The organism is Micromonospora sp. DT41 (assembly GCF_049841715.1).
GTDB lineage: Bacteria > Actinomycetota > Actinomycetes > Mycobacteriales > Micromonosporaceae > Micromonospora > Micromonospora profundi.
Genome location: NZ_JBNCKU010000008.1, coordinates 90,558 through 103,958 on the forward strand (window position 1 = coordinate 90,558; position 13,401 = coordinate 103,958).

Genomic DNA, 13,401 nt, shown 5'->3' on the forward strand with positions numbered 1-13,401 from the left:
GCTCCTTGCCGTCGCGGCTGTCTGGACCCTACGGACCGCAGGCTTCATCTGGTGGCACCTCGTTGTCCGGCATCTGCGCGCCCATAGGGTTCCAGGCGGAGAGGCGTCGGCGGCCCACCGAACGCGCATGTCGGAGACGCGTCACCGGCCGACCATGACATCGGCCGGTGACGCGTCGGTCGGTGCATCCTCGACAAACGGTCGCGGGTAGTTTGCCGGACCCGCCAGATCCGGATACATCCCTTGCAGCGCCCGCAGGGCGTAGTAAGCGCGAGTCGTGATGGTGGCCGTGGAGACAGCGAGCGCGGCGGCGGCGTCGGCCACCGAATAACCGCGCAGGTAGATGAGGTCGATCACGACCCGGTGCTTGGGTATGAGCCGGCGTACGCCCTCGGCCACCACCATCGCGTTGACCACCTGCTCGGCGTGGTCGTCGATCACCGCAGCCGGCACCGCGCCGGCCCGGAGAGCTCCGGCCGGCCGAGGGCAGGCCCGAGCCGTGACGATGGCCCGCACGACGTCCAGTAGCCAGGCTCGGACGGTGTCCCTTGTTCCGTTCAGGCTGTCCGGATGCCGCCACGCGTGGACCAGGGCTTCCTGCACGATGTCCTCGGCCTCCGCGTGGTCGCGTGTCAGCTGGCCGGCGTACGCCAGGATCGCCCGGCCGTGTTTCTGCCAGATGTTCCTGACCAGAGCCTCGCCCGCCGCCTCGCGGTGGTCGGTGTGCCGCCTCATCGATGCCCTTCCTCTGCTGCGGCGCGCCGTTGCGCCCCCGTCAACATCGACGGCCAGGGAGGGGCAAGATTCAGGTGGGCACACCTGAATATCGCTCTGCGTGACCTCTCAAGCTCTCAGCATGACCCATGTCACACGAGGCTGTCAGGTGTCGGCGGCGGCGTGCCGCCGCTTCACTACGGTCCGTCGAGGTGCCGCAGCCTAGGCTCCGGCACCTGCTGTCGCAGTGCCGGCCAGGTCGACGATCCGGTCGGCCCAACGGTCCATCAGGGTCTGGTCGTGGGTGATTACCAGTACGCCTGCGCGCCGGGTCCGCTGGTAGTCGCGGATGACGGCGGCGACGTGCGCCTGCGTCGAGGCGTCGAGCATCGCCGTGGCTTCGTCGCAGAGCAGGTAGTCGGGACGGTGCACGAGGGCACGAGCGAGGCAGGCGCGTTGCAGTTGCCCGTCGGACACCGCGTGTGGCCGCCGGCCGCGCAGGTCCGAGGTGAGGCCGACCAGGTCGGCGAGTTCGGCCACCCGTTCGCGGACGACCGGTTCGGGCGTACGGGTGGCGCGCAGCGGTTCGGCGATCAGGTCGGTGATGCTCAGTCGGGGGTCGGCGGCGGCGCGGGGGCTCTGGAAGAGGGCGGCGACGCGGGTCCGTACGGCGACCGGCACGGAGTAGCGGACGGCGTCGACGGGGGTGCCGTCGATGCTGACCCGGCCGCGGTCCGGACGGTGCAGAAGTGCCAGCACTCGTACCAGTGTCGACTTGCCACTGCCGGACGGGCCGCGCAGCCCGACGGTCTCGCCCCGATCGATCCGCAGCGTGGCGTTGTCGAGCACGACCTGACGGCCGTACCCGACTGTCACCTCGTCGGCCAGCAGGTGCTGCGCGCTTGTCACGTGACGGCTCCGGTGGGGATGGGGTGGTGGCATGCGACAGTGCCGCCACCGGCGGCCGGTGTCGGTAGCGGCCGGGTCGCGCACTCGTCGGCGCGGCGTGGGCAGCGGGGTGCGAACGCGCATCCCGGGGGCAGGGCGGTGAGCATCGGCGGGTCGCCCGGCACCGGCCGGAAGGCCCGGTCCGGCAGGGCGTCGAGCAGCGCCGAAGCGTAGGGGTGGGCCGGTGCGGTGAACAGCTGGTCGGTGTCCCGGTGCTCCACGACGCGGCTGGCGTACATGACGGCGACGGTGTCGGCGACCCGGCGCGCGGCGGCCAGGTCGTGGGTGATGAGCACGACTGCCGCGCCGTTGTCGCAGCGGCGGCGCAGCAGGTCGAGGGTGTGGTCCACCAACGGCCGGTCCAGCCCGGTGGTGGGCTCGTCGGCGATGAGCAGCGACGGATCCGGTGCCAGCGCGAGCGCGGTGACCAGACGCTGTGCCATGCCGCCGGACAGTTCGTGGGGATAGCGGTCCAGGTCCGCCGGGTCGAGCCCGACGTCGGCCGCGAGCCGGTCGGCGTCCTGGCGGTCCCGGCCGTGCGCCCGCAGCGTCTCGGCGAGCAGCCGTCGCCCGGTGCGCACCGGGTTCAGGGCGGTGGCCGGGCTCTGCGGGACCAGCCCGACTCGTCGACCGCGTACCTTGCGGGCCAGGTGGCGCTGGCCGCAGGTGACGAGGTCGACGGGGTCGGTGTCGGGGTCGTGCAGCACGGCGTGGCCGGTGACGGTGGCGTTGCCGGGCAGCAGACCGAGCAGGGCGTGGGCCAGGACGGACTTGCCGCAGCCGGACTCGCCGACGACTGCAAGCAGTTCGCCGGCCCGTACGGTGAGGCTGAGGTCGCTGACGGCGCGCACGGTGGCGTCGCGGAGCCGGAACTGGACGCCGAGACCGTCCACGGCGAGCAGTGGTCGACCGACGACGGTGCGGGGCGGTGCCGGGGCGGCGGCCGATTCGGTTGTGGTCACAGGTGCAGCTCCGCTCGGACCCGGGGATCGAGGCGGTCGCGCCAACGGGCGGCGAGGACCGCGATGGCGAGGGTGACGACGACGATTACCGCGCCCGGGGCCAGGCTTGCCCACCAGGCGCCGGTCAGCAACGACCCCTGACCATCGTTGATCATGTTGCCCAGTGAGGCGAGGTGCGGCGGCAGGCCGAGGCCGAGGAACGACAGCGCGGTCTCGTGCCACACCGCGTGCGGGATCATGAGAGTGGTGGCCAGCGCGAGCCGGGGCAGGACATGTGGCAGCAGATGCCGCAGCAGGACCCTGCGCCGGCTGGCACCGCCGCTGATGGCGGCGTCGACGAACGGTCGGGTACGAAGGCTCAGCAGCTCGGATCGGACGATGCGGGCTGTGGAGAGCCAGTGGGTGAGGCCGACCGAGGCGATCACCGCGCCGAGGCTGGGACGCAGCATCGCGACGATGAAGATGCCCAGCAGCAGGTGCGGCATCGCGGCGATGGTGTCCACGATCCGCATCAGGACCCGATCGACAGGGCCGCCGAGCGTGCCGGCGATCCCGCCGACCACGCCGCCGAGGACTGTGGCGACGAGCGCGGCGACCGCACCGACGAGCAGCGAGACCCGCAACCCGTAGACGGCCCGGTGTGCCACGTCCCGGCCGAGGTCGTCGGTGCCCGCGAGGTGGGTCCAGGACGGCGCCAGCCGGGTCTGGTCCAGCGCCACAGCGCTCTGGTCGAGCGGCCAGACGAGTGGGGCCAGGAGCGAACCGGCGACGGCCACGAGCAGGATGAGACCGGCCACCACGACACCGACCTGGCCGGGACGCGGCCGGAACCGGGCCATCCGGAGCACCGATGGTCGGGCAGCGAGGTCAGTCATCGAGTCGTACCCTCGGGTCGGCCGCGGCGTAGGCGAGGTCGGTCGCGAGATTCGCGGCCAGCACCACGGCGGTGGTGACGAGCGTGATCGCCGCCAACAGCGGGAAGTCGCTGCCGAGCGCGGCGGCGACCGTGACGGCACCCAGCCCTGGCAGCGAGAAGACGGTCTCGACAAGCACCGCACCACCGACCAGTTCCGGCAGGTGGGTGCCGACCAGGGTGAGGAACGGCAGCAACGCCGTCCGCAGGGCGTGCCCGAACAGCACGATCCGGCCAGGCAGACCTCGCGCCCGCGCCGCGAGCACGTGGTCGTCGCGCAGGCTCTCCGCGACCGCGTCCCGGACGAACAGCACGAACCACGGCGCCTGGGACACCGTCAGCACACCGACCGGCAGGATCAGGTGCCACGCCACGTCGGACCACGACGTGCCGGTGGCGGCCACGTCGGTGAGCCCGCCGGCCGGCAACCACCCCAGGGCCAACGCGAACACGGCGATCGCGGCCAGGCCCAGCCAGAAGACCGGCATCGACTGCACCGCGTAGGCGGCCGTCCGCAACGCCCTGTCGAACAGCCCACCCCGCCGGTACGCGGCCAACGAGCCCAGCAGCAGGCTCCCGACCAGGACCAGGGCCAGCGCCACGCCGATCAGCAGCAGGGTCCAGCCGGCCCGAGCGGCGAGCACCGATACGACCGGCTCGTGTCGGCTTGTCGACCAGCCCAGGTCGCCCTGCACGAGGTTGCCGATCCAGCGCAGATACTGCACCGGCAGCGGATCGTCGACACCCCAGTTGGCGCGGATCTGTGCCAGGTTCTCCTCGCTTGTGGTGAAGGCCGCCGCGCCCGCGTACTGCTTGGCCGGGTCGATCGGCGACGCCGCGCCGAGGGCGAACATCCCGATGCTTGTCGCGAAGAGCACCGGCACGGCGACCAGGAGTCGACGCCGGACCACCGCCCCCGCGCCGGCCAGTCGACCTGACCGGGTCACGAGCGGGTCCAGGTGTCGATGTTCCACCAGATGCTGTTCGCCACGCCGTGCTCGTGCGGCTCGACGCGGGGAGTCACGCCCTGGACCGATGCCTTCAGCACGTAGGTGTGCCGCAGGTAGGTGAGGAACAGCCACGGTACGTCCGTGGCCAACTGCTGCTGGAACCGCGCGTACGCGGCCTTGCGGCTGGCCGGGTCGTACTGGTCGCGGCCGTCCTGTAGCGCCCGGTCCACCACCTCCGAGCGGTACGAGCCGGGGTTGAAGTAGCCCTGCCCCGCGAACCGCGAGCCGAACAGCTTGTACGAGACGAAGTCCGGGTCGTACGGCGTGCCGTACCCCATCAGCAGGGCGTCGGACTTCATCCGCGGGTCGATGGCGTCCCAGGTGAGCCCTGCCGGGGTGACCTCGATGCCGATCTTCTTCGCGTCGGCGGTCACCGCCAGGGCGAGGTCCTTTCGGAGTGTGTCGCTCGCCGGGTACATCAACGTGAACCGGGCCGGACGGCCGTCCTTGACGCGTACGCCGCCCGGGCCGGGGGTCCAGCCGGTCGCGTCGAGCAGCGCACCCGCTGCCGCCGTGTCGGCTGTCGGCTTGCCGATGATCGAGGGCTCGGCGAACTCGGAGGTCGGGGGGATCGGACCGAACGCCGGTTCGCCAGCGCCGCCGAGGATGCCGGACACCATCGCGGACCGGTCCACTGCCAGGTTGAGCGCCCGGCGGACCGCCGGGTCGGCAAGGACCGGGTTGCCCGACGGCAGCATCACGCCGCGGTAGTCGGCGGTCGGCACCCGCTGCACCTGGTACGCGGCGTCGGTGTCGAAAACGGAAGCGAGCTTCGGCGGCAACTCGGCCGCGTCGAACTCGCCGGCACGCATCCGCTGGGCGCGTACGTTGTCGTCGGCGACGAACGCGACAACCAAGCGGTCGTTCGCCGGCCGGCCGCCGAAGTAGCGCTCGTTGGCAGTGAGCACCAGCCGGTCACCAGGTGTCCAGGAGTCGACCCGGTAGGGCCCGGTTCCGACCGGTTTCCGGTTGAACCCTGAGGTGTTGATGTCCTGGCCGCTGAGCAGCTTGGCCGGCACGATGCCGAGGGTGAGCCGCTGGAGGAACGGCGCGTACGGGTAGCGCAGCCTGAACACGACAGTCGCCGGATCGGGTGCGGTCACCGACTCGACCATGTCCAGGTCGGAACGCAGCGTCGAGTCGACCTTCGGATCGAGGACGGCCTGGTAGGTGAAGACGACGTCCTGTGCGCTCAACACGGTGCCGTCGTGGAACTGCACGCCGTCGCGCAGTTTCGCGGTGACCGTCCGCCCGTCGGCTGACAGCATCGGCAGGTCCGCTGCCAGGCCGGCGACGAGCCGGTTGTCGGCGGCCCGGGCGACGAGGCCGTCGAAGATCAGCGAGGCGCCGTCGACGCCGTAGTTGAGTACCGGGTTCAACGCGTCCGGCTCGTCGGAGGTCGCCACGACAAGCGTCGTGCCGCCGGAGGAACCGTCGGGGGTGCTCGGGGCCGAGCAGGCGGCGAGGAGGAGTGCCCCCGTGGCCGCGGTCGACGCCACGAGGCGTCGGAGGATCGGACGCATCCGGGTCACAGAAAGGCTCCTGCGGTCTGGGAGATCATTAGGTGTGTCGGCGCAGCTCCGAGCGCCGCAACCTTTGTTGATCACGGTGGCACAGTTGCAAGTCTTTGGCAATTGCCGCAGTTGCGCATCACAGTCGGCGTGGCCGAGAGGTGGCGGCGCCGGCGCGTATGCCAGTGGCCCGGCGGTCGATGTGCCGAGTGGCTCGGAAATCGTGGGCCGCTCGACACTCCTCCGATCGTTTGCGTAAGCCGGCTACCTGCGGTTGTCCTTCATCACCTCTCTTGTGCGCTGGCCCCCGGATGCACTGCTCGCTCGTCGAGGATCGACCGAGGGCAGCGAATTCTGATCCGGATCTCTGGCCGTCGCCGACACGCCCTTGCGGAAGCCTTGCCGTAGCGGCGCGGAAGCCTTGCCGTAGCGGCTCGGAGGGGTCAGGCGAAGGCACGACAGAGAATCGACCGCTTCGACGTTCTTATAGGCGCTCATGACTATTGACATCAGGGTGCGATCGACCTTCGGGGATCATCCATTCTGCCTCAAGCTCAGGTGTCAAGGGTCCCAGCGGCGGGCTCGACCTCGTCGGTGGGCCTGTCGTCCCGTGGGGGAGGGTGATTTATTGGCTTTCAGGGATATGGTTCCGTCCGTCAGGTGACCGGCACCTTCTTGCAGGTTGTGGTGCGATGTCGGAATGAACGCCCGCCCCGATGCCGCCTGGTCGAATAAGGGCTGGTGACATCACGTAATTCGACATTGGACGATGCTCCGGTATAGTGCGGCCAATCCCCTTTTGACAGTGCCGGAAAGCGGCTGATCTGCGTGATGACACCTGGGCTGGGAAATGCGTCGACAGACCCGCGCTTCGTAGGGCGGCGACAACAGTTGGCGCGTATCCAGAGGGCCCAGGCCGCAGTGCTGAGACACAGCCGGCAGATGGTCTGCGAGGTCGTCGGCGAGCCGGGCATCGGCAAGACCCGGTTCGTCCGCGAGGCCCTGGACCGGTGCGCCCCCACCGTCCCCTGGGCCATCGGGACCTGCGCGCCGGATGAGCGAGGTGTCCCCTTCCACGTGTTCCGGCACGCCTTCACGGAGAGGTACCCGCCCCGGCCCGGGTTGGGTGCCCGGTCGTCCGCCGGGGAGGCGTGGCCGGAGCCCGTCGCCCCGGTGCCATCGGCGCAGGCACGGGCGTCGGACGCCCGCCGGTTCCGGACCTACCAGTTGGCCCGCCGCCTGATCGGTGTGGCGGCCCACGACGGTCTGGTGCTGGTCCTCGACGACCTGCACTGGGCGGACGCACCCTCCGCCGGGCTGATCGCCCACCTGCTGCGGTATCCGGTGCCCGCCCCGCTGCTGCTCGTGCTCGTCTACCGCCCACGGCAGATGGCGACCCCGATGCCGTTCGGCCCACCGGATCCCGACGGACAGGCCGACGCCGTACCAACCGCACACGACCGGATCGAACTGCGCCCCCTCGACCTCGCCGAGGTCGCACTTCTGCACCCCGACGTCGCCCAGCCGGAGTTGCGCGTCCGATACGACCTGACCGGTGGCAACCCTGGTTACCTGGCGGCGTTGCCGGGCGGTCCCGACTCGGCAGGCACCGGCCCGAACCCGGAAGTACCCGGTGCCCGACTGTCCGACACGGCGATGGCGGTGCTGCGGCGCGAGTGGGTGGCCCTGCCGCCCGTCGAGCTGGCCTGCCTGCGGGCCGGGGCGATTGTCGACACGCCCTTCGCCGCGGACCTGCTCGCCGAGGTCGCGCAGGTCCCGACGCCACTGGCGGTCGAGGCCGGCTGGCGGCTGGCCCGGCTCGACCTGATCCGCCGCGTCCCGGGCACCGGCCGGTTCGCCTTCCGGCACCCGGTGCTGCGGATGGCGGTCGCCCAGGACACCGACCCGGCATGGCGGGTGGACGCCTGCGCGCGGGTGCTCACAGCGCTTGTCGATCGCGGCGCGCCACCTGCGGACCGGGCCCGCTACGCCGAGCGCCTGCTCGCCCTTCCCAATAGCCGCTGGGCCGAACGTTGCGTCGACGTGCTCTGTCGGGCCGCTGAGGATATCCGGGGCGAGACACCGGACCTTGCCATCCGCTGGCTGCGGCTGGCGTTGCGGGCGCTGCGGCCGACGGCCAGCTCGGCACAGCGTCGCCGCGAGGTGTCACTCGCGCTGGCCCAGATCACCGGGGAGGCGGGCAACCTGGCCGAGAGCAGGGCCCTGCTCCAGGAGATCGTGCCGCTGTTTCCCGCCGACCAGCAGGGGCGACGGGCTCGGGTCGTAGCCCTCTGGGCGCGCGTGGAACGCCTGCTCGGCAACTACGCGGAGGCGGCGGCGATCAGCCGGCGCGAGCTGGCCGCCCTGCCGGCCGGCACCGGCCCCACCGGCGGCTACCGCCTCGCCGCCGAGATCGGCGCCGCCGGCATCCTGGCCGGTCGCCCCCTGCCCGGCCTCCCCGACGCGCTCGGCGGCGATCCCGGCGGCTCCGGTGTGGACCGGGCCGGTCTGCTGGCCATCCGGAGCCTTGCCGCCGCGCACGACGGCGCACTCGACGAGGCGCGGAGCCTGCTCGATGCCGGCGCCCGGATCGTCGACGCACTGCCGGACCGGGACATGCGGGGCCACCCCGACTGCTTCACCGCGCTCGGCCTTACCGAGTTGTACCTCGAACAGCAGGCCGACGCCGCGCGGCACCTCGACCGAGGGCTGACCCTCGTCCGCGCCTCGCACCGCGACGACGGGCTGTGCCTGCTGCTGCTCGGTCGCAGCCAGGTGGCCTATTACGGCGGCCAGCTGACCACCGCCATCGGCTTGGCCACCGAGGCGGGCATCGTCGCGCGGCGCATCGGCAGTCGCCACCTGCTGAGCTTCGCCCTGGCGTTCGAGGCGGAGGCGACAGCGTGGCGTGGTGGTCCTCGCGACGACGACCGGGCGGTGGCACTGGCCCGCACTGCGGTCGGGATCGCCCCCGACATCGCCACCTGGTGCGGTCGTACCGCAGTGCTGGCGCTGGCGACCGCGGCACTGCTGTCGGGGGATCCCGCGACCTGTGTCGAGCTGGTGCACTCGGCAGGCGGCGACAACCGGCTGAGTCGACTCCAGAGCACCCTCCGGCCGATGTGGTACGAGCTGCTGTGCGCCGCCGCGCTCGCCGCGGGTGACGTGGCCGACGCGGAACGGCAGGCGCAGCGGGCGATGGCCGAGGCGGATCAGATCGGTCTCGCCGGGCAGCGGGGATTCGCCGAGTCGGCGTACGGCGAGGTGCTGTTGGCCCGTGGTGAGATCCCGGCGGCGCTGCTGCATCTGGAGACGGCGGGCGACCTGTTCCGGGCCGGCGGGATGGTGCTACGGCGCAGCCTCGCGCTCGCCTCCCTGGCCCGGGCCGCCGAAGCCGCGGACCAGGCCGGCACGGCGGCGCGCGCCCGCCGCCGTGCGCTGGAGCTGGCCGGCTGGTGCGGGACGGAACGGGTCGGCCTGCGGCTGGCCCGCCCGGTCGGCCCGCGCGAGGTCGCCGCCCTGACCGATCGGGAATGGCACATCGCCCGGCTGGCGGCGACCGGTGCCACCAGCCGACTGATCGGGCGGCAGCTGAACATCAGCCCGCGCACTGTGGAGGCGCACCTCACCCGGATCTACCGCAAGGCGGGCGTCGCCTCCCGGTCGGCTCTGGTCGCCTGGGTCGCCCGGCTCGATGACACCGATCGGTGACCACGATCCAGGCCGGATGACGTCGTTCGGTGCAACGCCGACGGGCCGGGCAGCACGAGGCCGCGCCGCCACCGGCCTGGCCCGTCGGCCGCTCACATACTCGACTCCATCGGGCGCGATTCCCGTGCACCGGTGGTGGATGGAGGACGAGATGCTGGGCAGAAGATCCGTCAGGAGCCCGCGTATCCTCGCCGCGCCGGTGCCGGCGATGCCGTTCGCCACCGCTGTGGCGGCGGCGCTGCTCGTGCTTACCGGCTGTGGTGGCGAGCCGGTGGACGCGGCCCCGTCGGCGCCCGACGGTTCGACCGTCTTCGGCAGGGACCGGGCGGCGTTGGTGCTCACGGCCTTCGACCAGGCCGACTCGGCAGCCTCGGTGGCCGGCGACGTCGAGGCGCTGAAAACCCAGGAGGTGCCGCCCGCGCTGGACCTCAGCATCGCCGCGGTTCGCCGGTCGGCCTACAACCAGCGCCCGCAGCCGTCGTTCCAGCACATCAACCCGGTCTTCGCGGTGCCGCCCGGCGACCCGGCCTGCTTCCTGGCCACCGCCACCCTCAAGCTCGTCGGCTCCGAGCTCGCCCCCACCGACGTCAGCCAGTTCGTGCTCGACGCCGACGGCCACTGGAAGCTCAGCCACAACGTCCAGGTCACCCAACCGTCGCTTGTGGTCGCCCGGAGCATCGACGGTAGGCCGGCCACCGAGGGCGGCACCGCCCTGGACGAGACCAGCCGCCGCGCCCTCGCCGCCGAGGTGTTCGCCCGCAGCATCGGATCCACGACGAGCAACCGTGCCCTCGTCGCGTCGAGTCCGCTGCTCGACGGCCAGTTCGCTGGCGGCTGGGAGGTCTACGGGCAGCAACTCGCCGGCGTCGGCGCGGCGGTGCAGCGCACGATGGACAAGGCCGAATGGTCGGACTGCGCGGTAGCGGTGCAGGCCGGCACGCTGACGTTCCTGACGATCCACGCAACCGACACGTTGCGCCCGGCGCCCGGCGGCCCGGCCACCGTCCAGATGGTGCCGCAGAGCCCGGATTTGATCGCCACGGGCCACCGCGAGGCGGTACGCGGGAAGTCGATCCGGGTCACCCGGGTGGAGACCTTCCTGATGCTCGTACCGGCGCAGACCACCGGAGCTTCGGTGCTGGGGCTCAACGACACCGCGTTGACAGTCACCCCCAGCTGACCGGCCGTGCGCCGCACCGCCGACGGCAGAAACCGGTGGCATCACTCGGGATCGGAGCGGCGGACCCCCACGATGGCAGTAGCCGTGATCGCCGGCGGGGCCGCGGTCCGGCCACCAGGCTCGGGAGGAACCATGTGGCGTCCGCGCTTCCGATCGGACTACGTGCCGGTGCGGCTGCCCGACGGGCCGCTCGTGGTGCTGGGGGAGACCCGCAGCCTTCTCGTCGACGATCCGGTCGCCGCCGACCTGGCCGACCAGCTCGACGGCGCCGCGCCGCTTGCCGACGTGCTGGCCCGGCTGGCCACGAGGCATCCGGTCGCCGCCGTCGCCGCAGCCCTCGCCCGGCTGCGCGACCACGGCCTGCTGGTGTCCGGCCCGGCGCACACCTCGCCGGCCGAGGCCGCCGGCTGGGACGCCCGGGGTGTTCCGCCCGAGGCAGGGCGGCGGTGGATGGCCGGAGGGCCGGTGACAATCGTCGACCTCGGGGCGCCCCGGGCGGCCGAGACCGCCGACGCGCTGCGCGCCCTCGGGCTCGCCGTGACGGTGGTCGGGCCGGACGACCCCGACCCGGGCACCGCCCAGCTGCTGGTCCTGCCGTCGTCAATGCTGGACCCACGGCTGGCCCTGATCAACGAACGGCACCTGGCCGCCAGCCGTCCGTGGACCCTCGCCCGGCCGCACGGCAACGTCGTCTTCCTCGGCCCGCACCTGGTGCCCGGCCGCACCGGCTGCTGGGCCTGCCTGCGGCAACGCTGGCAGGAAAACGAGCAGGTGAACGCGTACCTCGGCGGGCAGGCCCTGGCCGGTCCGCTGCCGCAGCCCGGTCGGGCGGTCCTGCCCGGCCTGGCCACAATGGCCGCCGGGCTGCTCGCCGCCGAACTCGCCGTGCTTGCCGTGCGGGGCACCTCGCCCCGCCTCACCGGCCGCATGGTCGCCCTGGACACCCGGGACCTGAGCACCGAAAGCCACCAGCTGGTACGACAGCCACAGTGCCCCGCCTGCGGCGACCCGGACCTCGTCGGTAAGGCCGAGCCACGCATCGACCTGCCACCCAGCGGCGCCCAACCCAGCCGCGCCGGGGAATCCCGCACCCGGGAACCCGCCGAGACGTACGCCGCGCTCGCCCACCACGTCAGCCGGTATCTCGGCGTGGTGAGTCGGCTGACCTCCCTGGAGGCTTCTGACAACGGCGTCACCCACACCTACTCGGCCGGGCACAACTTCGCCCAACCCCGCCAGCTCGCCGCTCTGCGCCGCAACCTGCGCGGGCAGAGCGGCGGCAAGGGCCGGACCGACCTTCAGGCCCGGATGAGCGCCATCGGGGAGGCGGTGGAGCGCTACTGCGGGGTGTGGCGCGGCGACCGCCCGGTGCACCGGGCCACCTACCGGCAACTCGGTCCGGACCGCGCGGTGCACCTGCGGGAGTTGCTGCTGTTCTCCGACCGTCAGTACGCCGACCGGGACCGGCTCAACCGCGACCTGGGGCACCTGCACCGCATTCCCCGCCCGCTGCCGGACGACGTGGAACTGGACTGGACCACTGGCTGGTCACTGTCCCGGCAGGCACCGCGCGAACTGCCCGCCGCGTACTGCTGGTACGGGCATCCGGAGCTGACCGGCCTCGGCGTGTGCTCGGCCGACTCGAACGGCTGCGCGGCCGGCGGCACCCTGTCCGAGGCGATCGTGCAGGGCTTCTGCGAACTCGTCGAGCGCGACAGCGTGGCCCTGTGGTGGTACCACCGCTCACGGATGCCGGGAGTGGACCTCGCCTCGTTCGGCGACCCGTGGACCGCCGCCTGCGTCGACCATCACGCGACCGCCCTCGGCCGCGAGCTGTGGGCCCTGGACCTGACCGCCGACCTCGGCGTACCCGCGTTCGCGGCGGTGTCCCGGCGCACCGACGGAGGGCCGGAGGACGTCCTTGTCGGCTTCGGCGCGCACCTTGACGCGCGGGTGGCGCTGACCCGGGCGCTCACCGAGGTGAACCAGTTCCTGCCCGCCGTCTCCGGGCCGACCTCCGCGCGCAACCGGTACGGCGTCGACGATCCGGACACCGAGCGCTGGTTCGGCACCGTGCGGGTGGTCGACCAGCAGTGGCTGTCGCCCGACCCGACCCGGCCGCCGCGCACCGCCGCGGACCATCCGGCGCTCACCACCGGCGACGTCGGGGACGACGTACGACGTTGTGTACTCCGCGCCGAGCGGGCCGGCCTGGAGGTGATCGTCGTCGACCAGTCCCGTCCGGATGTCGACCTGGCGGTGGTGAAGGTCGTCGTGCCGGGCCTGCGGCACTTCTGGCGTCGGCTCGGGCCGGGCCGGCTGTGGGACGTGCCGGCCCGCCTCGGCCGGGACCCGATCGCCGCCGACGAGGCGTCGGCCAATCCGCTGAACGTCTTCTTCTAGCGAGGGATGCGCAGATGACGAGCATGGTGGACCCGGTCGGTCGGCGGTC

The 13,401-nt window shown here is 72.3% G+C and carries 9 protein-coding genes; 3 read left to right on the plus strand and 6 right to left on the minus strand.

Annotated elements, in window-relative coordinates; genetic code table 11:
- Positions 1-141 precede the first annotated feature (141 nt).
- The 6 genes from ACLQ23_RS16960 to ACLQ23_RS16985 form a co-directional block, all read right to left on the minus strand.
- Positions 142-735: a sigma-70 family RNA polymerase sigma factor gene (locus ACLQ23_RS16960; protein ID WP_355593382.1), complete on the minus strand. Its 594-nt coding sequence runs from the start codon at positions 733-735 to the stop codon at positions 142-144.
- A 201-nt stretch (positions 736-936) separates the two neighbouring features.
- Entirely contained in the window at positions 937-1,623 is a 687-nt protein-coding gene (locus ACLQ23_RS16965) for an ABC transporter ATP-binding protein (protein ID WP_355593384.1), read from the minus strand.
- Positions 1,620-2,624 carry an ABC transporter ATP-binding protein gene (locus ACLQ23_RS16970; RefSeq protein WP_355593386.1) on the minus strand — a complete coding sequence of 335 codons (1,005 nt, stop codon included), beginning with the start codon at positions 2,622-2,624 and terminating at the stop codon, positions 1,620-1,622. The genes ACLQ23_RS16965 and ACLQ23_RS16970 overlap by 4 nt, the downstream gene beginning before the upstream one ends.
- The gene (locus ACLQ23_RS16975; protein ID WP_355593388.1) at positions 2,621-3,499 is read right to left on the minus strand and encodes an ABC transporter permease; all 879 of its coding nucleotides are present in this window, start codon (positions 3,497-3,499) and stop codon (positions 2,621-2,623) included. The genes ACLQ23_RS16970 and ACLQ23_RS16975 overlap by 4 nt, the downstream gene beginning before the upstream one ends.
- Positions 3,492-4,511, minus strand: coding sequence for an ABC transporter permease (locus ACLQ23_RS16980; RefSeq protein WP_355593390.1), 1,020 nt, complete (start codon positions 4,509-4,511; stop codon positions 3,492-3,494). The genes ACLQ23_RS16975 and ACLQ23_RS16980 overlap by 8 nt, the downstream gene beginning before the upstream one ends.
- Positions 4,481-6,070 (minus strand): ABC transporter substrate-binding protein, encoded by a 1,590-nt coding sequence (locus ACLQ23_RS16985; protein ID WP_355593456.1) that lies wholly within the window; start codon positions 6,068-6,070, stop codon positions 4,481-4,483. Before ACLQ23_RS16985 ends, ACLQ23_RS16980 begins: the two co-directional genes overlap by 31 nt.
- 819 nt (positions 6,071-6,889) lie before the next feature.
- On the opposite strand from ACLQ23_RS16985, the gene ACLQ23_RS16990 reads away from it, so the two are divergent.
- The 3 genes from ACLQ23_RS16990 (at position 6,890) to ACLQ23_RS17000 (ending at position 13,352) form a co-directional block, all read left to right on the plus strand.
- Positions 6,890-9,769 (plus strand): ATP-binding protein, encoded by a 2,880-nt coding sequence (locus tag ACLQ23_RS16990; protein ID WP_355593392.1) that lies wholly within the window; start codon positions 6,890-6,892, stop codon positions 9,767-9,769.
- A gap of 151 nt (positions 9,770-9,920) precedes the next feature.
- Positions 9,921-10,949, plus strand: coding sequence for a hypothetical protein (locus tag ACLQ23_RS16995; protein ID WP_355593394.1), 1,029 nt, complete (start codon positions 9,921-9,923; stop codon positions 10,947-10,949).
- A 132-nt stretch (positions 10,950-11,081) separates the two neighbouring features.
- On the plus strand, positions 11,082-13,352 hold the full coding sequence (locus ACLQ23_RS17000) for a TOMM precursor leader peptide-binding protein (protein WP_355593396.1): 2,271 nt from the start codon (positions 11,082-11,084) through the stop codon (positions 13,350-13,352).
- The last annotated feature ends 49 nt before the right edge of the window (positions 13,353-13,401 follow it).

Bases quoted from the DNA above. Each gene is read 5' to 3' on its own strand.
- ACLQ23_RS16990 (WP_355593392.1), top strand. From the start codon at position 6,890: ATGACACCTGGGCTGGGAAATGCGTCGACAGACCCGCGCTTCGTAGGG.
- ACLQ23_RS17000 (WP_355593396.1), top strand. From the start codon at position 11,082: ATGTGGCGTCCGCGCTTCCGATCGGACTACGTGCCGGTGCGGCTGCCC.
- ACLQ23_RS16975 (WP_355593388.1), bottom strand. From the start codon at position 3,499: ATGACTGACCTCGCTGCCCGACCATCGGTGCTCCGGATGGCCCGGTTC.
- ACLQ23_RS16995 (WP_355593394.1), top strand. From the start codon at position 9,921: ATGCTGGGCAGAAGATCCGTCAGGAGCCCGCGTATCCTCGCCGCGCCG.
- ACLQ23_RS16960 (WP_355593382.1), bottom strand. From the start codon at position 735: ATGAGGCGGCACACCGACCACCGCGAGGCGGCGGGCGAGGCTCTGGTC.
- ACLQ23_RS16985 (WP_355593456.1), bottom strand. From the start codon at position 6,070: ATGCGTCCGATCCTCCGACGCCTCGTGGCGTCGACCGCGGCCACGGGG.